The sequence below is a fragment of the Vagococcus sp. genome (assembly GCF_052102835.1).
GTDB lineage: Bacteria > Bacillota > Bacilli > Lactobacillales > Vagococcaceae > Vagococcus.
The window spans coordinates 117,589-140,467 of record NZ_JBQEIL010000004.1 but is presented as its reverse complement, the minus strand read 5'-3'; the positions used below and the strand labels follow the sequence as shown (position 1 = coordinate 140,467).

The window sequence follows — 22,879 nt, the reverse complement described above, 5'->3', positions numbered from 1 at the left end:
TAAGCTACTTTATGGTAAGATGTTTTTGTAAAGAACGTGAGACTTATTCTCATAAATATAGGAGTGACAATATGAAAAAAGAAAATAATAAATTAAGAAAAAGTACTTTAGTAACTGTAGTATCGATTATCGTTATTGTTTTTTTGCTAATAATGGGATTTGATGAATTTTTCTTAGGAATCGCGATATTTGTTCTTTTGATTTCTATTTTACTAAATTTGAAATTTCTCTTCCAACGTTTGTTGAAAAAAGATAATAGTACTAAAGATAACTTACCTAGTCTATCACGTGTCAAAGAAGAGCATTATTCAAAAACCGGAATGTCCGAAGATGAAATTGTTTTTTTCAGAAAAACAATGGCAGAAGCAAAAGCCAACATTGTAACTCTTAATAAAAATATGACGTCAACAGCAAAACTTAAATCTATTGATTTACGCTTGCAAACAACAACAGCAGCGAAAGCGATGTTTAAAGAATTAGTCAATGACCCACAAAAACTCCATCTTGCGGATCAATTTTTATATAATCATTTACCGAACATTACCGAACTGACTAACAAATATCTTGAAATTGATCGGCATGAATTAAAAACAAAGCAAACCTATCAAGCATTAAAACAATGTGCAGAAGCCATTGAAAAAGCGTCTATTCTTCTTATTGGAGACTATAATAAATTTGTCCAAGATGATTTAGATGAGCTCGATGTTGAAATTTCAATTGCCGAAAAAAATACTAGTCATTATCAAGATGAATATAAAGGAGAATAAATGCTATGACAGACCAACCCAACCAACCATTAGAGAACTCAACTCTTGACGATTTATTAAGTAACCCATTTGATTTACCAGCCATGGAGCCTACGCCTTCAGTGCCTGAAAGTACTCCCCTTGTTTCTGGGGATGTTGCTCCAAAAATGATGGATAAGCTTCCAGCTGAACGTCAAAAACAAGCAATCGATTTAGCGAGCAAAATTGACGTTAATGATAGCCAAGCTGTTTTAAGTTACGGTGCCGCTGCACAACAAAAATTGGGTGAATTTTCACACTCAATGTTAAATCAAGTCCAAGCACAAGATATTGGACCGATGGGAGATTCTCTAACTAATTTAATGTATCGTTTAAATGAAGCGAATCCTAGTGAGTTAGCAGCTCAAGAATCTAATATTTTTAAACGAATGTTTGGTAAAGTAAAACAATCCATTTACGAAATTACCGCTAAATATCAAAAAATTGGGGCTGAAATTGATAAAATTGCCGTTCGTTTAGACAAAGAAAAAAACAGTTTAATCAAAGACAATTCGATGTTAGAACAACTCTACCATCAAAATAAAGATTATTTTGATGCGCTCAATGTCTATATTGCCGCAGGTGAGTATAAAATGGAAGAACTTCAAACCCAAACAATTCCTGATGCTGTAGCAAAAGCACAAGCTAGCGGTGATCAGATGGATGCTCAAATCGTCAACGATCTCAATCAATTTGTTGATCGCTTAGAGAAAAGAACGCATGATTTAAAATTAGCTCGTCAAATTACAATCCAACAAGCACCACAAATTCGTTTGATTCAAAATACTAATCAAGCCTTAGCTGAAAAAATTCAAACCTCGATTAATACAGCAATTCCACTTTGGAAAAATCAAGTGGCCATTGCGTTGACTTTACTTCGTCAAAAAGATGCCGTAACAGCTCAACGTCAAGTTTCCGAAACAACCAACGATTTATTAACTAAAAATTCGGAAATGCTTAAAATTTCGGCTATTGAAACAGCACGTGAAAATGAACGTGGCGTTGTCGATATTGAAACATTGCAAAAAACACAAGATGATTTAATTGAAACAATTCAAGAAACACTCTTAATTCAAAAAGAAGGTAAAGAAAAACGCCGTAATGCTGAATTAGAATTAGCCAATATGGAAGAAGATTTGAAACATAAACTACTTGAACTGACTCAATCTTAAAACAAAAAAGCCAACGTCACTTTACTTTAAGTTTCGTTGGCTTTTTATTTTTCCCAGAGAGGTAACTTAATCAGTTCAAATGTTTTAGGCGCAAGATTAGTCACGGTAATGCCTAACAAACGAATCCCTTTTTCTTGAATACTTTCAAAATACGACCATAATTCATGAGCATGATAAAATAAATCTTCTTGTAACCAAACATAGTCTGGTAAAGTGACTCTCTTAGTAAACGTGTGATATTCTTTATCTCTAATTTTTAAAACAACCGTCATCCCTTGCAATTGGTGTTTGGCTAACGCTCGCTCGACCTCCTTCGCTAAACCTCGCAACTCAACCGTCACCTCGTCTGGCGTATGTAGGACTTTAGCATATGTATTTTCACGGCCAACTGATTTAGGATCGCGTTCAGCACGAACTGGAGCATTATGCACTCCACGAACTTTACGATATAAAGAGTAGCCCATTTTACCAAATGCTTGAATTAATTCCATTTCATTTTTTTCTGCTAGCTCTTTCCCAGTAAATATTCCCATCTCATGCATTTTAGGTACCGTCTTTTTCCCCACACCATAAAACTTTTCAATCGGTAATTTTTCAAGAAAAGGGATGGCTTCATCTGGTAAAATTGTCGTTAAACCACTAGGCTTTTGATAATCAGAAGCTAGTTTTGCTAGAAATTTATTATAGCTCACTCCCGCTGAACACGATAAATGTAATTCATGCCAAATATCTAATTGAATCAATCGGGCAATACGAATCGCACTACGAGCATCAATTTTATTAATCGTCACATCCAAATAAGCCTCATCTAGCGCTAGCGGCTCAACAATATCTGTATAACGATGAAAAATCAGATGAATTTGTTTTGAAATCTCTGCATAATGCGCATGTCTCCCTGGCACAAAATTAGCTTTAGGGCATAACTCATAGGCTTTCTGGGCACTCATAGCCGAGTGAATTCCATATTTTCTAGCTTCATAATTAGCTGTGGTAACCACCCCACGTCCGCCCGTATCGCTTGGATGCCTAGCAATAACCAAAGGATAGCCTTTTAATTCAGGACGATCCCGTTCTTCGACAGAAGCATAAAAAGCATCCATATCAATATGGATTATTTTACGAGAAACATCATTTTTTAACGGAAATACTAAATCCTGAGCCATCTTTCTCTCCCTTTCTAAAAGCAAACGTACGTTCTTATCCATTATAACTAAAAACATAAAAAAAAACCACTAAAGCCGTCGCTCTAGTGGAAATGAAGGTTGTTATTACTTTCTCTCGATAGGAGTTAAGTATAAAAAACCAATTCGGGATAATTGGTATGCAACTATTTTACTCTTTTATGATTAAAATCAACCCATTTTCTGTTGGTAATCCAATAAAAAAAGAATGAGAAATATCTCATCCTTTAGAAATTAGTCCATTCACCTTCATCAATATCATCATAAACTTCTTCTTGTTTTAAAAATTTACCTTTTGATAAATCATCATAGAAAGCTGCTTTTGTTGCTGCTGTATAAGGAATCAAATAGATTAAAATTAAACCAAAGGTAAAGGGAACTAAAAGCCACCAACCAATAAAAGTTAAATCTAACCAAAACAAACGCCCTTTATGTCCTCTAATTAATTCGCGACTCTCTGTTATAAATGAGGTTACCGGCATTGAGCGTGTATCTTTATGCGTGGTTAAATCTTTATAAATAAAGTTAGCTTGTGAATAAGAGTAAGTTTTTACTATTCCTGGAATAATAAAAAGTAAGCTCCATAAACTAGTAAAAATGTTAATCAATAAATTAATTAAAAAGATAGGAACAAAATCTTGACCGTTAAACAAACGAAACGCATCTTTAACGCCGACAGGGCCTGTTGTTTCTTTACGTATCATATCTAAAAAAGTAAAAGAAATCCCCAGAGTAATAAAAATTCCAACAAACGATAAAATCGGTTCAATTATAAAACTAAAACCTGGGCTACTCTCTCCAATACTATCATAACTACTTTCTCCGAATTCAGATATCTCATTTGCCGTAGATGAATACTCAGTTACAAAATAATAAAAGCCAGCAATCGCTAGAGTAATGATAAAAATAGAGATTAATTGAAGTAGGATTGGAACCAAACTTAATTTTATAGCTTCTCCCCAACGACCTTTCAGAGAATCTTTTGCCACTTTCTTTAGTTCACTCGATGTTTTATACATGGTGTACTCGACCTCCTTTTTTTACAGTTTATCACGTTTTTAAAAAGACTACTACTATTTTAAATGAACAACATATTTTTTATGTGACCCTAGTTTACTCAATGCCCTCTTCTTTTAAAACAATTCTTCCATTTTTATTACGCAACCGGGATTGAGTAAAATTAAGTTAGACTCGACTACTCGACGTTGACTAGCCTCTTCAAGGGCTAATCGATAAAGATTCATTTGTCCTTGATAACGTTGCTTGATTTTTTCAATTTCTTTTTTGTCTTGAGGATTTTTTACATAATCCGTTTTAAAATCATATAATACAAGTCCTTCTTTTGTTTCAAAATACCCATCAATAATCCCATGAACCAATAATTGATCTCGTGATTTTTCTGGATAATCTTTAAACAATTGATGAGCATATAATAAGAGTGAGAAAGGCTGCTCACGTTGTAAAGTCGCTTGATAATTCAACATTTTCTGACCAAAATCTGAAGCAAAAAAACTTAATAGATTGGCTATCGAAACTTGTTGTCCTACTTTTTTAGTAATTAACCCTCGACTAATCAAATCCTCTAAGAGCTCTGTCAAACTTGTTTGAGTGATTGGTGTATCAAAAGATAACAATTGCATCAAAAGATGGGTCGCTGTCCCAATTTCTGCACGACTGACTTCATCCTGTTCTTGAACAAATTTAGGCTTTTTAAATTCTTGCTCTACATAACGAAACCCCGTTGTTTCATTTACTTTGGTTAAGTCTAGCCATTGCAATTTTTGGGCATCAGGGTCTTCAAAGACACGTTTAATTTCTGATACTGATTGATAACTCGTTGTTTTCGTTGCCCATTCAAAAGGATAGTCAAAATTCAATAAATCTGTGACTTCTTTAAGTTTAGCAACATTCGGTTTTAAATCAATAACTAATGAAGCTTTTTCATCTTTTTGCTCAACTGAAAGATGCATCATCTCGCTCAACTGTTCATCATTATAAAATGATAACCCGATTGGAACTTCTAAATCTGCCAGTGCAGTGACACTAGAAACCTCGATTTCTGGATACGCTTTTTGAATCGATGGTACCCGAACTAACGTCATTCCAATCCAACTCATTAAACTTTGATGACTTAATTTTGTAGCAATCGGGACAATGATTTCTTGCGTGGTTAAATTATTTTGCCATTTTTTAAATGCGGTTTCTTTATTTTTATAAGAACCAACTAAGTATAATTTTTGTTCCGCTCGTGTAAACGCCACATAAAGTTTTCGCATCTCTTCCGCTAATAACTTCCGTTTCTTTTGTTCGCCAATCACACTAAAAGGCAAAGTTTCATAGACTACTCGCGTTTCTTCCTCTAAATATTTAATTCCAGCTCCTAATTTTTCATCAAAGATATACTTATTGCTACGAACATCTTGTAAATTAAACTGTTTAGCTAAATCTAAAACAAAAACAACTGGAAACTCAAGTCCTTTACTTGCATGAATAGTCATCACCCGAACGGCTTCTTCCTCAACATGGCTCGCCGGTTCAGCTAAATCCTTATCTTTTGCTTGCATCTTTTCAATCAAACGAACAAATTGAAATAGACCTTTGAAGCTCATTTCTTCATAAGCTTCTGCTCGTTCATATAGCGCGTGGAGATTCGCTTGACGTTGTTTTCCAGAAGGCATACCGCTAACATAGTCTAATAAATCTGTTTGGTCATAGATTTTCCAAATTAAAGTAGCAAGTTTTTCTCGTCGTGCCATTTCACGCCAATCATCCAGTTGATTCAGGAACCATTCTAATTTTTGATACAACGAATCATTCTGTGTTTCTTTTGCCAAAAATTGTAACAAAGCATCGTAAAAATAGGCATTCGGAGCCATTTCACGAATACGAACTAATTCATTCTCAGCTAACCCAACAACTGGTGAACGTAAAACTGAAACTAACGGAATATCCTGATAAGGATTATCAATCACTTGGAGTAGCGCTACCATGATTCGAATTTCAGTGGCTTGAAAATAATTTTGTGTGTCATTAATCATCAAAGGAATTTCTAATTTCTTAAAAACATCTAAAATCACTAAATTATTTTTTTTCGTGGGCGTCAGCAATACAATATCGCTATATTTCAAATCACGTGTTGTCTTACTTTTTTTATCATACAACTGGAAGGGTTCCTTGATTAATTCTTGAATTTTTTTACCAATTAATAGCAACTCACCTTCTGTTTTATCATCAATTGTAAATTCAATATTTTCATCAAAAACGCCTTCTTCTGTTTCTTCTCGTTGACTTTCATAAATCAAAATCTCCGTTTGGTACGCTTCACTTTTGGGATAATCCTTAAAACCAGTGACAAGTTCTGCGCTCTTATCATAAGCAATTTGACCTAAAGAGGGATCCATTAACTGTTTAAAAACTAAATTTGTAAAATCTAAAACTGTGCTTCTTGAACGAAAATTCTCGGCTAGGATAATCCGACGTCCATCATTTTCAGTTGCATATTGTTCATATTTTTCGATAAATAAGGTGGGATCGGCTAAACGAAAAGCATAAATCGACTGTTTCACATCTCCTACCATAAATAAATTACCTTCATTCAACTTCGGTTGGCGTAACCAATACAAAATACTTTCTTGCAATCGATTAATGTCTTGATACTCATCGACAAGAACTTCCGCAAATTTCTCACGATAATAAGTAGAAGCAGCTGATTCTTGCCATCCATTATTTTCTGATAACTGACGTAAGATATTTAAAGTAAAATGCTCTAAATCGTTGAAATCAACCACATTTCTTTTCTTCTTTTCTTCACGAAAAGCGTTTATAAACTCTTTAGTTACCGCAACCATTTCTGTCACAAGTGGATAAGCCTGAGCCATTAAATCTACTGTATCTTGTGGTGAGAGGCTAAAATGTTTTTTTATTATTTTACTAATCTTTTCTTTGACTCCCCCTCGAACACCTTTAACTTGTTCATAAATTTCCAGCATTTCTTCAGAACTATCACTTTTTTTAGGTCCAGCGATTCTAGCAAATTTGAGGGTACTTGCTTGTTGATAAAAATCCTCTAACTCATCTGTTTCCAGTAACTCCATCAATCGGCTCAATTGTTCTAAGTCGCTTAAAATAACAGAAACAGTTTTTTTAAAATCAACCTCACCTTCAATAATAGAAAGTTGTGCCGTTAAAGAATCAATACCTTGATATAACTCCGCTAAAATTTCAGGTTTAACATAATCTTGGTATAATTCTAATTCTGCTAATTTTTTATTTTCAACATGATAGATGTCACTCAAAGAATCTAACCACGCTTCAGGACTTGGATTTGCTAATGCAAACAATTGCAATGAAAAAATAAGATTCGTTAATCCATTATCATTTCTGTCATTAGAAAAATTTTCTGCCAATCGATAAAAAGCTTCTTGACGCTCACCATAGAGTTTCTCTCGCAAATCATTCCAAGTATCCTCTTTTAACAACAAACTTTCTGTTTCATCCGTTAGTAAACGAAAAACAGGATCAATATCAATCAAATAATAATACTTACGAATAACGGTCAAACAGAAGGCATGGAGCGTACTAATCGCAGCTGTTGGCAATAGACTCAACTGACGGACAAAATGTTGCCTAGCTTCTACTGACAGAGCATCATCATTTATCGCCACTTGAACGGCCGATTGAATCCGTTGTTTCATTTCTTTAGCCGCAGCTTCTGTATAGGTCACAATCAGTAACTCATCCACACTCACGCCAGCCTTAATTTTTTGAATCACACGCTCAACTAAAACAGTCGTCTTACCCGATCCTGCCGAGGCAGAAATCAAAAGATTTGTTCCATCATCACAAACGGCTTGCCATTGTTTGTCTGTAAAATGACTAGCTAAAGGTTTTTCAATCTTGACCATTTTCGACTTCCTCCTCAGGTACTGATAATTCATTAATAATTTCTTCTTTTGTTAATTTCTTCAAACGATGATACTCATTTTCTTTAAGCATTACATCAAACTGACAAACACTCCTAAATGGACAATAACCACAGGCAACCCGTTCCTTCTTGCTATCATCATAGGCTGGGTCTAACTTGGTAGAACCTGCAAAGATTGCTTCTCCTGCGTCTTGAAATTTGGACTCATTATTTTTTAAAAGCAAAGATAGTTCTTTTTCAGTCACAAATTGAGACGACTTCATCGCTTCTTCTTTTTTTATTTGTCGATAAGGATAAACTAGCGAAGACACACCAGGTTCAATTTCTTTATCCAAATGTTCTAGTACCAGAGGATCTTTTAATAATATTCCTTCATATCGAAACTCTTTTAACATTTGAGCATTCAAAACCTCGTCATCGACTGGAATAACCGGTTTAAGCGTTGGATTTTTAACATGAAGGTAAAAAGCGCCAGCAGCTTTGACTTGATTATTTTTAACTAATTTTTCAGCATTACGTAATGCGACATCTAAATACGTAATCATCTGTAACGCTAATCCATAATAAGCATCAATAAAATTAAATTCATGTTTACTTGATTTATAATCGACAACTGATAAATAATCAACCCCTGCTACTTGCATATGATCAACACGATCAATTTTCCCACGGACTTTCAAGCTTTTCCCACGTTGTAAAGGAAATTCTAAGCCGGCAACACCGACTTTTTCCCAAGCTTCTCCGAATAAAAGTTCCGTTTGAAGTGTCGTCATACCACTGCGATGACTCTGTTCACGTAAAGACCAACTCATACGATGAATGGTTTTTTCTAGTTGATACTTGATATATAACATGCGGTGGCTCGTATCCAAAATGGAAAAGCGATGGTCACCAAGAACTCGTTTCAAAACCGAATCTGAAAGTTCACGAACTTCTTCTTTTGTTAAATCTGATAAATGACGTTTTGAACTCACTAGTTCTTTAAAAAAGGCATCCAAAACCTCGTGATAAAAATCACCGGCAACTGCTGGGGATAATTCGTAAACTTGACGGGGTTTCAATTTTAATCCATGCTGTAAAAAATAACGATATTGACAGAGATAAAAACTTTCTACTTTAGAAATAGAGGCTCGAATTGTTGCTCCATATAAAGCGTCGACTGACTCCTCCGTTAACGTTTCTGGTATATTTTGATACGTTAAACTTTCTAATACGCGTTCCGTTTGAAGTGGCATTTTTTTCAGAAGACGTTTCTCTAATTGTTGCCATAACCAAGACAAAGGTAATTTATCTTCCTGTAGCCTCCGCTTGACCCCTACTAAATCACGCAACAACATTCGATCCGTTGAAAAATTAGTAACCACATCTAAATAATTCAATTCAGGTTCTGTTAAAACTTCCTGAACTTGAAGAGATGAGCCATGACTCAATATTGATAAATACGGAGATGGTTTCAAATCTTTCACTTGATCACTACGTTTTGAATACGTTAGAATCAAACGTTCTGTCGAGGATAATAAGGCTAAATAAAAAACGTAAGGCTCTCGAATAAAATCAGCGTTAGCATCTTTTTTTAAATATTTATCTTCCACTAAGAATGTTTTAAACAATGACCGTTCTTCATCTGTTAGTAAGGTTTTATTTTCGATTTTCTTAGGAAAAGATTGGTCTGTCATCCCGATAATAATCGTCACAGGGCGTTTCTCCGCTTGAACAAAATCAACCGATGATACCATTAATTGATCGACAGTTGCCGGTACTTTCCGATAGGTTATTCCTTCAAGTCCACTAATTAATATTTGTTCAAAACTAGACCATTCAAAGCTTTCAGTTCCCAGTAACTCTACAAACTCATCTAATAAATTCATCAGCTCTTGCCAAATATGTTCATGGTTTTTAGCCATTACCAGTTCTCCACGAGATAACGCTTGTTGGCGAAATTGTTTCAATTGATGCTCTACTCCTGAAGAGATTAAAAAGTTATAAAAAATGACACAAGCTTCTTCATAAGTTTTCGCTTCTTCAAACGCTTGATAAAAATCAGGTAAATTGGCACGAATAGCCTCTCGAACTTCATTTGAAGCCTTTTCCATCAATTGATCTTGATTGTTTTCCTCTTCACCTAATGATTGATAAGTTACATAACGCCATGGCCATTCGCGTAACCAATCATGCCCACTAAAACCACTCGCTAAGACAACATTTTCAGTATAATCAATTTGTCGACGCCATTCTTTTTGCTGTTCTTCCCATTCCTCAAGTGAAACATTTTCTTCAAAATTGGGTTTAAACAATTCAGTCCGTAAAAATCGTAAGACATCATGCTCTTGATAATACCGATCTTTCATTCGAAATAGGGTTGTTGTCCATTCAATCAGGGGATGATGTTTCATCTCACTTTCCTCATTCAAATAATAAGGAATATCATGTCTTGTAAACACAGGTTCTAAAACTTTTTGATATTGACTTGCTTCTCTAGTTAACAATAAAATATCTCGATAACGATAATTTTCTTCTGCCACTAAGCGACGAATTTCTTTAGCAACCACCACCATCTCACCATAAGGGTCTTCACAACTCAAAATAGCTAACCGATTATTTGATAGAGTTCTCGTTTCTTTAACGACGGATAACGTTTGGCTTTCTCGCCAAATCTCATCTAACGCAATTAAATCCTTGTCTTTAGAAGTACTTAATCGCTGATCAAATAAAATTGGAACACGAGCCATTTTGGCCGTTTGATAAAGTTCAAAATAAACTTGTCCAGGGTGATAAAATAAATCATGAGATTCGGGTAGTCGATCAGGATATGGTCGATCCAATACCAAACTCACTTTAACTTCACCGGCAACTTGACATAAAACAGCCATCAATTTTTTTTCAACTGCCGTTAAACTAGAAAATCCAGATATGATAAACATGACGTTACTTAAATCTTTCTCGCTTAAATAATCTGCTAAACGACTTTTAACGTCCTCTGTTTCACCATTGACTGCTTGACATTTTTCTAAATAATACCGATAAATTAATTGCAAATCTGATAACTTAGCAAATGTGTCCTTCAAGACGTGCTGTTGATCAAGTGCTGTCTGTAAAACTTCTAAATCCTCTGGATCAATATTTCCTAATTGTAATTCATCAAATAATTCGATCAATTGCTGCATAAATCCTGGTTTGTTTAATTCATAACGATATAATTCTATTTCTGCCTCATGTTCTAATAATACTTGTTTTAGTAACATCAGCTTTCCTGATTCAGATAATACTTTTTGTTGATAGCTTGCCGTATGCTGCATTAAGTGCCAAGCTAAACGTGAAAACGAAAAAATCTGCAAGCGAGTGCTCGCCATATTTTTTAAATTTTGATAGGGTGGTAACTCATGTAGAGATTTTAAAACATTAACTTCTGTTTCAAATTTGACATGATTGGGAACAATGTAAAAAACATCATGCTTAACGTCTTGTTGTAACCATTCACTGGCATGAAGGAGCAACGCTTCGGCATGATTTTCCTTTGCTGTTCCAATACAAAACTGAATACTCATGAATTAACCTCATTTCTTTGTCATTGATAGCCTCATTTTAACATAATTTAAGATATTAAAAAAACCATGAAATATTACTATTTCATGGTCCTTTATACTTATTATTTAACTAGACCCCACTTGGACACTGGCCAGAAAGAAAATTTCACATCGCCTAAAATCGTTGCTTCATCAATAAAACCAATCATTCGACTATCTTTAGAATTTTGACGATTATCTCCCATCACAAAATAGTGTCCTTCTGGAACTTTCGTTTGCCCAGTGACTTCTTCAAGGGTGAAATCCTTAGTTACTGGTAACCCTTCAGGAAGTAAGTCTGGATCATTCCCTTTCTTCAGTTCATCCAAATAAGGCTCTTTATAAATTTTACCATTGAGATATAATTGGTCATCTTTGTATTCAATCGTGTCTCCCGGCATCCCAATTACTCGTTTGATATACTTCTTACTTGGTTCATCTGGAGCTGGAAAGGTCACAATATCAAACCTATCAATTTTTGTCATTTTTAAGCTAATAATTCTCTCACGGTCTACTAGAGTCGGATTCATTGAGTCTCCAGAAACAATTACTGAAGTAAACACAAAGACTTTAAGTAGAATTAAGACAATAATCAAGCCAACATACCATAGTAAATCTTTAATCCATGGTTTTGCATTCATCCTTATATCACCTTCAATTCATAATAGTTTTATTTTAACATAACATCAACTTCATGAACAGTTTATCTAAATATATTCGATTATTCTTCAAACTTTTTTATTTTATAAAATAAATTAATTCTATCTATTACTTTAAAGCCAACTCATTCTTTTTATGGTATAGTTTTTTATAGATTAATATAAGAAAGGAGAATTCAAATCGAACAAAAAAAAATATGGTTTATGGACCGCGACCTCAATGATTGTCGGTATTTGTGTTGGTTCCGGTATTTTTTTCAAAGTAGATGATATTTTAGCTTATACGGGAGGAAATGTTACACTCGGTGTCATTGTTTTCATCATTGGTGCTTTTAGTATTATTTTCGGTAGTATCTCGTTAACGAATCTAGAAATTTTAACAGATAAAACCGGTGGGATGGTTGCCTATTTTGAAGACTTTTTTAGCCCGAAAATCGCAAGTGGTTTTGGCTGGTACCAAACCTTCCTCTACTACCCTACGGTTATTGCCGTTGTTTCTTGGGTCTCTGGAATTTACACATTGCTCTTATTTGATTTGCCCAATACCTTTTCATTACAAATGCTCATTGGGTTAATCTATCTTCTCTTTTTTTATGCTATTAATATTTTTTCAAAAAATTTAGGAGGCCATTTTCAAGTTTTCTCGTCCCTCATAAAACTTATTCCATTACTTGGCGTTGGACTTGTTGCTTTTTTTTGGCACCAAAATACACCCAATCTACCCATTGGCGTTCCTGCCCAAATACCGAGCAGTACTAGTTGGGGCTGGTTAGCCGCTTTAGCTCCTATGGCCTTTTCTTTTGATGGTTGGCCCATTGCTTTGACTATTTCAAATGAAGTTAAAGATAGTAAAAAAAACATGCCAAAAGCTCTTGTTTTAGGACCTTTAATTGTATTAACGGTCTATCTGACTTATTTTTTAGGCATGACTCATATCCTAGGAGCAGACTATATCTTAGCTGTTGGTGACGGTGCTGTTACAAAAATTGGCCAATTATTGTTGGGACGAAGCGGTGAAAAAGTTCTTTTATTTTTTGTCTTAATTTCAGTCTTAGGTGTGGTTAATGGCGTGATATTGGGACACTTGCGGATGCCGAAAGCCCTAGTCACGAAAGAAATGTTACCTTTACCCAAACATCTGACGATCTATTCATCAAAATTAAATCATTATTCTGCCGTAATTAGTTTTTTAACCACTCTTTTTTGGTTTGCTATTCATTATTTAACGCAAGCTTTTCACTTATTACCAACAGGAGATATCAGTGAAATTGCCGTCGTTTTTGGCTATTGTTTTTACATCACACTGTATCTAAAAGTTTTTAATATGTATCGACACAAACAATTATCAAATAGCTTTACTAGCCTAATTGCTCCTATTTTTGCCATTATTGGCGGTCTGGTGATTGTCATTGGTGGAGTGTCTTCAAATCCAATCCAAATGAGCGTTTCCTTTGTTCTATGTGCCATTTTTTATTGGATTGGTGTTGCTTACTATAAAAGACGGCATCTCATGAATTAATCAGTGTCAGACTAGCAAAGACATTGTTTTTTATTCGAGAATAAAAAAATCTGAATGACTTAAAAAGTCACTCAGATTTTATTTTTTTATAGAGATTGATACGTTTTAACGACATTATCAACAGTGAAGCCATAGTTTTCAATCACAGTATTACCCGGAGCACTTGCCCCAAAGCGATCAATACTCATTGTTTTTCCATCTAAGCCAACATAACGATCCCAACCAAATGATGCTCCCATTTCGATTGAAACACGTTTTCTCACCGCTTTTGGTAAAACAGATTCTTGATAGGTTGAATCTTGTTGATCAAACAACATTGTCGATGGCATTGATACCACAGAAACATCATGACCTGCTGCACGTAATTCTTTTTGTGCTTCCATTGCTAGATTCACTTCAGAACCAGTTGCAATCAAGATTCCTTCTGGAACCTCTCCTTGTTGTGCAGATAAAACATAAGCCCCACGTTCAACTGAAGCGTAAGCTTTTTCTTTTGTTCCTTCAAGCACAGGTAAGTTTTGACGAGATAAAGCCAAAACTGTCGGTGTTGTTTTAGATGACACCGCTAATTTCCAAGCAGCTGCAACTTCATTTCCATCTGCTGGACGAATCACGTTTACATTTGGCAAGCCACGTAAACTTGATAATTGTTCAATAGGTTCATGCGTTGGCCCATCTTCACCAACAGCAATTGAATCATGCGTTAACACATATGTTACAGGAACATTTTGAATAGCAGCTAAACGAACGGCTGCCTTAAAGTAATCAACAAAAACAAAGAATGTCCCACCATAAACACGTCTTCCACCATGCAATGCGATACCATTCATTGCTGCTGCCATACCAAATTCACGAACACCAAACCAAATATTACGACCTTCATATTGACCAGGTTCAAAATCTTTTTCTGCTGCCATCATTGTATTGTTTGATGAAGAAAGGTCCGCTGAACCTCCCCAAAGATTTGGAACATTTGCCGCTAATGCTTGGATAGCCTCTTTACTCGTAATACGACTTGCTGAACTTTCGCCTACTTCGTATTGTGGAAGAATGCTTTCTAAATCAACCTCAATTTCACCACTAAATGCGGCCTTAAATTGAGCAGCTAATTCAGGATAGGCTACTTGATACTCATCAAATAAAGCGTTCCATTCACTTTCTGCATTTTCACCCTTCGCTACCATCGTTTCATGGAAGCGTTGCGCTACTTCTTCTGGCACGGTAAAGTCTGGATAGTCCCAACCATATACCTCTTTAGCATGCTTGATGCCTTCTGCTCCAAGAGGCGCTCCGTGAACTTTATTCGTTCCTTCATTTGGAGCTCCAAAACCAATCACTGTTTTTATTTCAATAATAGTTGGTTTGCCTGTTTCAGCTTTAGCTGTTTCAATTGCTTCAGAAATTGCTACTAAGTCATTACCATCTTTAATTAAAAGATGTTGCCAACCTGTTGCTTCGAAACGTCCTTTAACATCTTCACTAAATGACTTATCTAACGGGCCATCTAAGGAAATATCATTTGAATCATAGAGAACGATTAATTTATCTAATTTTAAATGTCCTGCTAAACTAATCGCTTCTTGAGAAATACCTTCCATCAAATCACCATCACCACATAATGCATAAGTATAGTGATCAACAATTTTAAATTTATCTTTGTTATAAGTGGCTGCAAGATGTGCTTCTGCCATCGCAAAACCGACACTCATTGCAATTCCTTGCCCTAAAGGACCAGTTGTTGCTTCAACACCATCTGTATGTCCTACTTCAGGATGTCCAGGAGTTAAACTGTTCCATTGACGGAAATTTTTCAATTCAGACATTGGTAGGTTATAACCCGCTAAATGTAGCAAGCTATATAACATACTTGAACCATGTCCTGCTGAAAGGATAAAGCGGTCACGATCAACCCAGTTAGTTCCCGTTGTTGGATTTACCTTTAAATGCTTTGTCCACAATGCATAAGCCATTGGAGCTGCGCCCATTGGTAAACCAGGGTGACCAGAATTTGCCTTTTGAATCATATCTAAACTTAACGTACGGATAGTATTAACACCTAATTGATCTGTTTTATCGAACATACAAAAGCCTCCTATTATTTAGGTTTTTTTTACCTTTATCCACATTCTAACCATTTTAATCACTTTTTGCAAGGCTTTTCATCGTAATTTTTTTCTTTTTAGCGATCGTGAATTCCTTTATCTTTCTGAATTTGTTTTAGTTTCTCTGGTGTCACGTCTGTTCCTTCTTCATCAACTACTTTCATTCCTTCTATATGATGACGCATTCCCTTTCTAAAATGAAAAAGATATTCTTCTCTTAACTTTTTTTGCTCATCCTGTTCTGCAAGTGTTAAACCTTCACTTGTCTTGGCTTTCTTGGCCAACTCATTGATGCGACTTAATTTATCATGTGATAACATTTTATTTCCTCCTTAAATTTTATCTTCCTCACTAGAATAGCCTAATCTTTTAAAAAAAACAATTGATTTACCAGGCGAACAGACGTTTGATTAATCATCAAGGTTATGCTATGATAAATAAAAAGAAACAATAAGCGAGGGAAAGCTATGACAAAAAAACAGACCTCTAGACAATTAGAGATAATAAGCTGTATTTATCAACACCTCAATGATCGAGGATATCCACCTACCGTTCGAGAAATTGGCGAGGCAGTCAACTTGTCTTCAACCTCGACTGTTCATGGTCATTTATCACGCCTAGAAAAAAAAGGGTTAATTTTAAGAGATGCAACGAAGCCTCGTGCCATCGAGTTAACGCAGGAAGCTTTAACTTTAATTGGCGTTAGACCCAAAACCATTCCGTTATTAGGAGTCGTCACTGCTGGAGAGCCTATCTTAGCTGTAGAGGATGCTTCAGACTTCTTTCCTATTCCTCCGCATCTTAAGTATGAGGAAAACAGTCTTTTCATGCTTACTATTCGAGGTGAAAGTATGATTAACGCCGGGATTTTTGATGGGGACCATGTGATTGTTAGAAAGCAAGCTTCTGCGAACAATGGAGATATCATTATCGCAATGACTAATGAAAATGAAGCGACTTGCAAACGGTTCTTCAAAGAAAAAACTTATTACCGATTACAACCTGAAAACGATACGATGGAACTTATTATTTTGGACGAAGTTAGTATTCTAGGAAAAGTAATCAGTCTTTATCGTAGTCAAATATAAAGCCATTCGTGCTTTATATTTTTTAATAAAAAAACGAACATACATTCGCAACAATCATTAATTTATTTTATTAGGAGGAATTTTTTATGCAAATGGTTAGGTTAACGGCATTACTATTAATTGTATTAACAATTGGGATTGTTTTAGGTTCTTTAGGTTGGAAGATTGCACTTGCTGTTTTAATTCCCCTTGTTTTTGTTTGGTTAATGATTTGGGATGAAAAATCTTACCTTCAAAACTATCACAAACATCCCTATTAAACTTATTCTTGCTAAAGTCTAAAAACTCCCTTACTCTTATCTTATATGAAAGTAAAGGAGTTTTTTTATGCCAACAACAATAGAGCTCATCCAAAAATTAACCAGCATCCCTTCACCAACAGGTAATACTTATGAAATCATCGAATTCATTCAAGATTTGCTAGCAGAACACAACCTGACAAGTCAACTCACGAATAAAGGAGCACTGCTCGTTAGTGTTCCCGGGAAAAATGATCACCACCACCGATTTATTACCGCCCATGTTGATACTCTTGGTGCGATGGTCAGAGCAATCAAACCAAATGGACGACTAAAAATTGATTTAATTGGCGGTTTTCGCTTTAATGCGATTGAAGGAGAATACTGTACGATTGAAACTCAATCTGGTCAAAAAATTTCCGGAACAATTTTAATGCATCAAACAAGTGTCCACGTCTATAAAGATGCTGGAACTGCGGAGAGAAATCAAGAAAACATCGAAATTCGTCTGGATGAAAAAACTAAAAATGCAGAAGAAACCAAACAACTTGGTATTCAAGTCGGTGATTTTATTAGCTTTAATCCACGAACTGAACTTACGACTAGTGGTTTTCTAAAATCTCGTCACCTTGACGATAAAGTTTCAGCTGCTATACTCTTACAATTTTTAATCCAAAATAAACAGCAAGAATTACCAGTAACGACTCATTTCTTCTTCTCAAATAATGAAGAAATTGGTTATGGAGGTAATTCAAATATTGACGACCGTGTCGTTGAATACGTTGCTGTTGACATGGGAGCCATGGGGGATGATCAACAAACAGATGAATTCAGTGTTAGTCTGTGTGTTAAAGATGGAAGTGGTCCTTATCACTTAGGTCTACGACGTCACCTTGTTGATTTGTGCCAATCAAATAAAATTCCATATCAATTAGATATTTATCCTTACTATGGTAGTGACGCTTCTGCGGCAATGCGTGCAGGATACGATGTTAAACATGCTTTATTTGGTGCTGGTATCGAATCCAGCCACGCTATGGAACGAACACACCTCGATTCAATCCAAGCGACTGAACAACTAGTCACCACCTATTTATTAAGTCCCCTTTCTTAAAAAGGAGAACTTCTTCATATTCACCATTTTACTTGACCTTTTTTGAACTAAGTAGTATTGTTGTTATATAAGCTTATAATATAGTGTAGATTTTTATCTACGATAAGCAGGCAAATTGTAAATTGCTTAAGTTTTATTTTACAAGATTTAATTGACTTCTTTACTTCAGTTAAATTTGCCACGCTTGAATTTAAGTTTATGTTCGTCAGCTTTCAATTGTTTGACATACACTTGAGAGAGGAAGTAAGCTAATCGGGTGCTCAATCCAACGATTAAACTGCTTGAAGTAAATAACGAACTGAATTAAGATATTATTCTGAAGGAGGAAGATTATTTATGTCAGTAGTATTAAAAGTAGAAGAAAGAGCGACTAGACCAAGATCTATTCGTAAAAGTTTAAGAAAGGCTGGACAAGTACCAGCAGCAATCAACGGAAATGGTGTTTCTCATTTATCTATTTCTTTAGATGCAGCAGAACTAGAAAAAGCAATTCGTGAAAACGGACAAAACGCTGTTTATAGTTTAGACTTAGACGGAAAACAAATCAGTACTTTATTACATACTTATGAGTTAGATACATTTTCAAAAGCTTGGGTTCATGCAGAATTCTTAGCTGTTGATATGAATGAAAAACAAGAAGTGGAAGCTGAATTAGTTCTGACTGGAACTGCTAAGGGAGTTAAAGCTAGTGGAGTATTAGAACAAAACCTTTATAACGTTATTGTTTCTGCTACACCAGACAAATTACCTGAACGTGTTGAAGTTGACATCACTAAGTTAGAAATTGGGGATTCACTACAAGTTAAAGATATTCCAGTTAATAAAGATTACGATATCATCACTGATGTTGAAGAACAAATCTGTGCCGTTGTTGAAGCTCAAGCAATGCCAGAAGTTGATCCTGATGCAGTAGTTGCTGAACCAGAAGTAATCAATGCTAAACCAGAAGCTGAATAATATAAATTAAAAAAAGAGACTGACCTTTCTAGGTTGGTCTCTTTTTTGTGTCTACCATTTTTCTTGATTGAGATCATCGTCACTCTTTCAGATTTCTTAAAGCTTTCATAATTTTGAGAACTAAAGATAAAGTCTACTATAAATTGTGTTAAAATAACGTTTGACATTATATCTATACTTAAGGAGTGTACCCTTTATGGTAGGCATTGATAAAATTAATTTTTATACCCCAAATACTTATGTTGACTTAATTGATTTAGCAAATGAGCGTAACATTGATCCAAATAAATTCACCATTGGCATTGGTCAGGCAAAAATGGCCGTCCCTCCCATCACACAAGATACGGTCAGTATGGCAGCTAATGCCGCCTTTCCTCTACTCACAAAAGAAAATAGAGAATTGATTGATTTGGTAATTGTCGGTACTGAAACTGGCGTTGACCAATCAAAAGCAACCGCAACTTTTGTACATGAACTACTCAATATTCAACCTTTCGCTAAGGCCGTTGAAATCAAACAAGCATGTTATGGTGCGACAGCCGGTTTGATGATGGCTCTAGATTACGTGACGAATCACCCCACTCGTCAAGCCTTAGTCATCGCTTCCGATATATCACGTTATGGCTTAGCCACTGGGGGGGAAGTGACACAAGGAGCTGGTGCAGTTGCCATGCTTGTCACTCACCAACCTCGATTGCTTGAATTAAACAAGGATAGTGTTGCAATGACAGAAAATATTTTTGATTTTTGGCGCCCTAATTATTCAGATACAGCCATTGTTGATGGTAAGTTTTCAAATGAAGCCTATGCTCACTTTTTTAACAAAATTTGGAATGAACATCAAAAAAGAACCGCGTTAACTTTTTCAGATTATGCAGCTTTATGCTTTCACTTACCTTATACAAAAATGGGAAAAAAAGCTTTACTCCCTCTTTTAGAAAATGAAACCGAAAAAATAATGACTGATTTGTTAACTCACTACGAACAAAGCACTTACTATACTCGAGATATTGGTAATATTTATACCGGTTCACTTTACTTAGGGCTAATCTCCCTTCTAAACCACGCAACAGACTTAAAAGCAGGACAACGAATTGGCTTCTTTAGTTATGGTTCTGGCGCTGTCGGTGAGTTTTTCAGTGGTCAACTTGTTGCTGGTTATGAAAATCAGCTTTTAAAAACAGAACAAAAACAATTGCTTTTCAACCGAATTAAATTGAACGTTCCTGACTACGAAGCTATTTTTAACGAGGTTTTACCCAAAGATGGTTCTGACATCCAACTCGAACGAAAGCAGGACACGGGTAAGTTTTACCTATCCGAGATAAAAAATCAGCAACGGCACTATACTTGTGAGTAATGGAGGTTTATGATGACACAACATTCAACTAAATTTTACAATCTTTCCCGAGAAGAACGATTAAAACAATTGAAACAAACCACGAGTTTAAATCAAGAGGATATTGATGCTTATCTACACAACTCTCTACTTGCCCCAGACGTTGCAAATGCATTAATTGAAAACCAAATTAGTCAATTTGCATTGCCAATGGGAGTCGCTCTCAATTTTAAAATGAACGGAAAAAAATATGTCGTTCCAATGGTCGTTGAAGAACCTTCTGTCATTGCCGCTGCTAGTCATGCTGCTAAGCTTTTTAACAAAAATGGTTTTACTGCAACTTCTGCAATTAAAGGAATGATTGGCCAAATTATTTTAAAAGAAGTTCAAGAACCTCAAAAAGTGATTGCACAACTTCAACAACAAGAAACAACCATTTACAAGATGGCTGAAATCGCGCATCCTTCGATCGTTAAACGTGGTGGTGGTTTAAAAAATATTGAATATCGTATCGTCAAAAATCCGAAAAATAATCATGATTACCTTACTCTTCACCTTATCATTGATACCTTGGACGCAATGGGTGCTAATATTGTGAATACAATCCTTGAAGGTGTGACTCCTCTTATTGAATCCATTAGTGGACACCAGGCCCTTCTCTCTATCTTAAGTAACTATAATACTGAATCACTAGTTACTGCTACTTGCCGTGTTCCCATTGAGCAACTAGCCAGCCAGACTAAATATAGTTCCGAAGAAATAGCTAAACGCTTAATTGAGGCTAATAATTACGCTAAATTAGACCCCTACCGCGCGGCAACACATAATAAGGGAATTATGAATGGGATTGATTCATTAGTCATAGCAACAGGAAATGACCCCCGTGCTGTTGAAGCTGGTATCCAGGCCTATGCAGCTAGAAACGGAAGCTATCAATGTTTAACAGAATGGTTCAGAGAAGATGATGACTTAATTGGTAAAATGACGCTCCCCCTTTCTATTGGAACTGTTGGGGGGGCTATCTCAGTCTTGCCCCTTGCTAAAACTAATTTAAAACTACTAACTATCAAATCAGCTGATGAATTAGCTCAATTGATAGTTAGCGTAGGTTTGGCACAGAACTTTGCCGCACTTAGAGCCTTAGTCACTGATGGAATCCAAAAAGGACACATGAACTTACATGCAAGTTCACTTGCTATTCAAGTGGGTGCGGTCAATCAAGAAATTACTCAGCTCACTGGACTTTTAAGACAAGAAAAGACGATGAATACTGAAATTGCTAAAGACTTACTGCAGAGAATCAGAAAAACGACCAACTAAACATTGGTCGTTTTTGATTCGTTTCCTTTTGACGAAGAACCAAAAAAACAGGTAGGAATAAATTCCTACCTGAAAGAAAATTCTTTTTTCTAGTATAATCGTTGAAGAGATGTTTATCTTTTAAATAAATTACTTCTTCTCATTAGATTTCTTTTCTTTGATAAATTTTTGAGCATCATCTAAACGTTCTGTTAATTCTTTTTTAACTTTAACTTTGTTATCCAAAGGTTTTACTAGTTTACTAGTTTCCTAGCCTTATCAACATCTTCAGTTGTTATATCACTACGAAACTCTTTCAAATCAGAACCTTCATATAATGATAAAACACCATCCATTGCTTTGGCTAATTCATCTAATTCCTTTTTCTTAACACTACTTTCAGCAATTTTTTTGTCGGTTTTAGTAGTTACTTTAGCTGATTTGTTACTAGGACTAGAAAAATCAAAACTCTTAATACCAATAAAAGCAATTGCTACCACTACAATTAAAATTAAAAAATAAATCAACAATTTTTTCTTTTTAGATGAATTGTCTTTATGTTGATCAGCTCTCAAGTAGTTCTACACCTTCCAGTAATTATTTACCTTTTCTGAAGAATACAAATGCTCCAGTAAGCATAGATAATAATCCACCAGCAACTAAACCACCATTTACAGTGTCATTAGTTTGAGGTAATTTTTTAGCATCAGCTTTTTTAGCTGTTGCTGCTTTAGTTGTTGTATCTTTCTTAGCTACAGTAACTTTTTTAGCTGGTTTTTTACCATTATCTGCTGGTTTTTTACCATCATCTGTTGGTTTTGTTCCTGCATCTGTTGAATCTGTCGCGTCTGTTGAATCTGTCGCATCTGTTGAATCTGTCGCGTCTGTTGAATCTGTCGCGTCTGTTGAATCTGTCGCGTCTGTTGAATCTGTCGCGT

The 22,879-nt window shown here is 35.4% G+C and carries 17 protein-coding genes and 1 pseudogene; 9 read left to right on the top strand and 9 right to left on the bottom strand.

The window, feature by feature from the left end:
• Positions 1-71: 71 nt before the first annotated feature.
• Positions 72-767, top strand: a complete 696-nt coding sequence (locus tag ACTJFD_RS05525; protein ID WP_442260185.1) for a 5-bromo-4-chloroindolyl phosphate hydrolysis family protein — start codon at positions 72-74, stop codon at positions 765-767.
• A gap of 5 nt (positions 768-772) precedes the next feature.
• Positions 773-1,957, top strand: a complete 1,185-nt coding sequence (locus tag ACTJFD_RS05520) for a toxic anion resistance protein (protein WP_442260183.1) — start codon at positions 773-775, stop codon at positions 1,955-1,957.
• A 44-nt stretch (positions 1,958-2,001) separates the two neighbouring features.
• Here ACTJFD_RS05520 and dinB read toward each other — a convergent pair whose 3' ends face one another.
• The 5 genes from dinB to lepB all read right to left on the bottom strand — a co-directional run bounded on the left by dinB (position 2,002) and on the right by lepB (position 12,266).
• Positions 2,002-3,120 (bottom strand): DNA polymerase IV, encoded by a 1,119-nt coding sequence (gene dinB / locus ACTJFD_RS05515; RefSeq protein ID WP_442260181.1) that lies wholly within the window; start codon positions 3,118-3,120, stop codon positions 2,002-2,004.
• A 245-nt stretch (positions 3,121-3,365) separates the two neighbouring features.
• Positions 3,366-4,157 (bottom strand): DUF975 family protein, encoded by a 792-nt coding sequence (locus tag ACTJFD_RS05510; RefSeq protein ID WP_442260179.1) that lies wholly within the window; start codon positions 4,155-4,157, stop codon positions 3,366-3,368.
• Between the two features lie 114 nt (positions 4,158-4,271).
• Positions 4,272-8,042: a helicase-exonuclease AddAB subunit AddA gene (gene addA / locus ACTJFD_RS05505; protein ID WP_442260178.1), complete on the bottom strand. Its 3,771-nt coding sequence runs from the start codon at positions 8,040-8,042 to the stop codon at positions 4,272-4,274.
• Positions 8,029-11,607, bottom strand: a complete 3,579-nt coding sequence (locus ACTJFD_RS05500; RefSeq protein WP_442260177.1) for a PD-(D/E)XK nuclease family protein — start codon at positions 11,605-11,607, stop codon at positions 8,029-8,031. The genes addA and ACTJFD_RS05500 overlap by 14 nt, the downstream gene beginning before the upstream one ends.
• A 101-nt stretch (positions 11,608-11,708) precedes the next feature.
• Positions 11,709-12,266 (bottom strand): signal peptidase I, encoded by a 558-nt coding sequence (gene lepB / locus ACTJFD_RS05495; protein ID WP_442260175.1) that lies wholly within the window; start codon positions 12,264-12,266, stop codon positions 11,709-11,711.
• A gap of 229 nt (positions 12,267-12,495) precedes the next feature.
• Between lepB and ACTJFD_RS05490 the strand changes: the two are divergent.
• Positions 12,496-13,803 (top strand): annotated as a pseudogene (locus ACTJFD_RS05490) (APC family permease); the annotation flags it as partial.
• An 86-nt stretch (positions 13,804-13,889) separates the two neighbouring features.
• Here ACTJFD_RS05490 and tkt read toward each other — a convergent pair.
• Positions 13,890-15,884 carry a transketolase gene (gene tkt, locus ACTJFD_RS05485; protein ID WP_442260173.1) on the bottom strand — a complete coding sequence of 665 codons (1,995 nt, stop codon included), beginning with the start codon at positions 15,882-15,884 and terminating at the stop codon, positions 13,890-13,892.
• 98 nt (positions 15,885-15,982) lie between these two features.
• Positions 15,983-16,225 carry a DUF896 family protein gene (locus ACTJFD_RS05480; protein WP_442260171.1) on the bottom strand — a complete coding sequence of 81 codons (243 nt, stop codon included), beginning with the start codon at positions 16,223-16,225 and terminating at the stop codon, positions 15,983-15,985.
• A 147-nt stretch (positions 16,226-16,372) separates the two neighbouring features.
• Here ACTJFD_RS05480 and lexA point away from each other — a divergent pair, with 147 nt between their 5' ends.
• The 6 genes from lexA (at position 16,373) to ACTJFD_RS05450 (ending at position 21,962) form a co-directional block, all read left to right on the top strand.
• Positions 16,373-16,993 carry a transcriptional repressor LexA gene (gene lexA / locus ACTJFD_RS05475; protein WP_442260169.1) on the top strand — a complete coding sequence of 207 codons (621 nt, stop codon included), beginning with the start codon at positions 16,373-16,375 and terminating at the stop codon, positions 16,991-16,993.
• 86 nt (positions 16,994-17,079) lie between these two features.
• Positions 17,080-17,253: a hypothetical protein gene (locus ACTJFD_RS05470; protein ID WP_442260167.1), complete on the top strand. Its 174-nt coding sequence runs from the start codon at positions 17,080-17,082 to the stop codon at positions 17,251-17,253.
• Positions 17,254-17,320: 67 nt separating this feature from the next.
• Positions 17,321-18,346, top strand: a complete 1,026-nt coding sequence (locus tag ACTJFD_RS05465) for a M42 family metallopeptidase (protein ID WP_442260166.1) — start codon at positions 17,321-17,323, stop codon at positions 18,344-18,346.
• A 336-nt stretch (positions 18,347-18,682) separates the two neighbouring features.
• Positions 18,683-19,303, top strand: coding sequence for a 50S ribosomal protein L25/general stress protein Ctc (locus ACTJFD_RS05460; RefSeq protein ID WP_442260164.1), 621 nt, complete (start codon positions 18,683-18,685; stop codon positions 19,301-19,303).
• Positions 19,304-19,499: 196 nt separating this feature from the next.
• Entirely contained in the window at positions 19,500-20,663 is a 1,164-nt protein-coding gene (locus ACTJFD_RS05455; protein WP_442260162.1) for a hydroxymethylglutaryl-CoA synthase, read from the top strand.
• 12 nt (positions 20,664-20,675) lie between these two features.
• Positions 20,676-21,962 (top strand): hydroxymethylglutaryl-CoA reductase, degradative, encoded by a 1,287-nt coding sequence (locus ACTJFD_RS05450; RefSeq protein ID WP_442260160.1) that lies wholly within the window; start codon positions 20,676-20,678, stop codon positions 21,960-21,962.
• A gap of 233 nt (positions 21,963-22,195) precedes the next feature.
• On the opposite strand, the gene ACTJFD_RS05445 is transcribed toward ACTJFD_RS05450, so the two are convergent.
• Positions 22,196-22,516 (bottom strand): hypothetical protein, encoded by a 321-nt coding sequence (locus tag ACTJFD_RS05445; protein ID WP_442260159.1) that lies wholly within the window; start codon positions 22,514-22,516, stop codon positions 22,196-22,198.
• Between the two features lie 22 nt (positions 22,517-22,538).
• The coding region (locus ACTJFD_RS05440) for an LPXTG cell wall anchor domain-containing protein (RefSeq protein ID WP_442260158.1) at positions 22,539-22,879 on the bottom strand (341 nt) is incomplete at its 5' end.

What these genes read in the sequence shown, in the direction of transcription:
- ACTJFD_RS05465 (WP_442260166.1), top strand. Translation starts at nt 17,321, where the DNA reads ATGCCAACAACAATAGAGCTCATCCAAAAATTAACCAGCATCCCTTCA.
- ACTJFD_RS05520 (WP_442260183.1), top strand. Translation starts at nt 773, where the DNA reads ATGACAGACCAACCCAACCAACCATTAGAGAACTCAACTCTTGACGAT.
- ACTJFD_RS05510 (WP_442260179.1), bottom strand. Translation starts at nt 4,157, where the DNA reads ATGTATAAAACATCGAGTGAACTAAAGAAAGTGGCAAAAGATTCTCTG.
- lepB (WP_442260175.1), bottom strand. Translation starts at nt 12,266, where the DNA reads ATGAATGCAAAACCATGGATTAAAGATTTACTATGGTATGTTGGCTTG.
- lexA (WP_442260169.1), top strand. Translation starts at nt 16,373, where the DNA reads ATGACAAAAAAACAGACCTCTAGACAATTAGAGATAATAAGCTGTATT.
- ACTJFD_RS05500 (WP_442260177.1), bottom strand. Translation starts at nt 11,607, where the DNA reads ATGAGTATTCAGTTTTGTATTGGAACAGCAAAGGAAAATCATGCCGAA.
- ACTJFD_RS05480 (WP_442260171.1), bottom strand. Translation starts at nt 16,225, where the DNA reads ATGTTATCACATGATAAATTAAGTCGCATCAATGAGTTGGCCAAGAAA.
- dinB (WP_442260181.1), bottom strand. Translation starts at nt 3,120, where the DNA reads ATGGCTCAGGATTTAGTATTTCCGTTAAAAAATGATGTTTCTCGTAAA.
- ACTJFD_RS05455 (WP_442260162.1), top strand. Translation starts at nt 19,500, where the DNA reads ATGGTAGGCATTGATAAAATTAATTTTTATACCCCAAATACTTATGTT.
- ACTJFD_RS05450 (WP_442260160.1), top strand. Translation starts at nt 20,676, where the DNA reads ATGACACAACATTCAACTAAATTTTACAATCTTTCCCGAGAAGAACGA.
- ACTJFD_RS05460 (WP_442260164.1), top strand. Translation starts at nt 18,683, where the DNA reads ATGTCAGTAGTATTAAAAGTAGAAGAAAGAGCGACTAGACCAAGATCT.
- addA (WP_442260178.1), bottom strand. Translation starts at nt 8,042, where the DNA reads ATGGTCAAGATTGAAAAACCTTTAGCTAGTCATTTTACAGACAAACAA.
- ACTJFD_RS05470 (WP_442260167.1), top strand. Translation starts at nt 17,080, where the DNA reads ATGCAAATGGTTAGGTTAACGGCATTACTATTAATTGTATTAACAATT.
- ACTJFD_RS05525 (WP_442260185.1), top strand. Translation starts at nt 72, where the DNA reads ATGAAAAAAGAAAATAATAAATTAAGAAAAAGTACTTTAGTAACTGTA.
- tkt (WP_442260173.1), bottom strand. Translation starts at nt 15,884, where the DNA reads ATGTTCGATAAAACAGATCAATTAGGTGTTAATACTATCCGTACGTTA.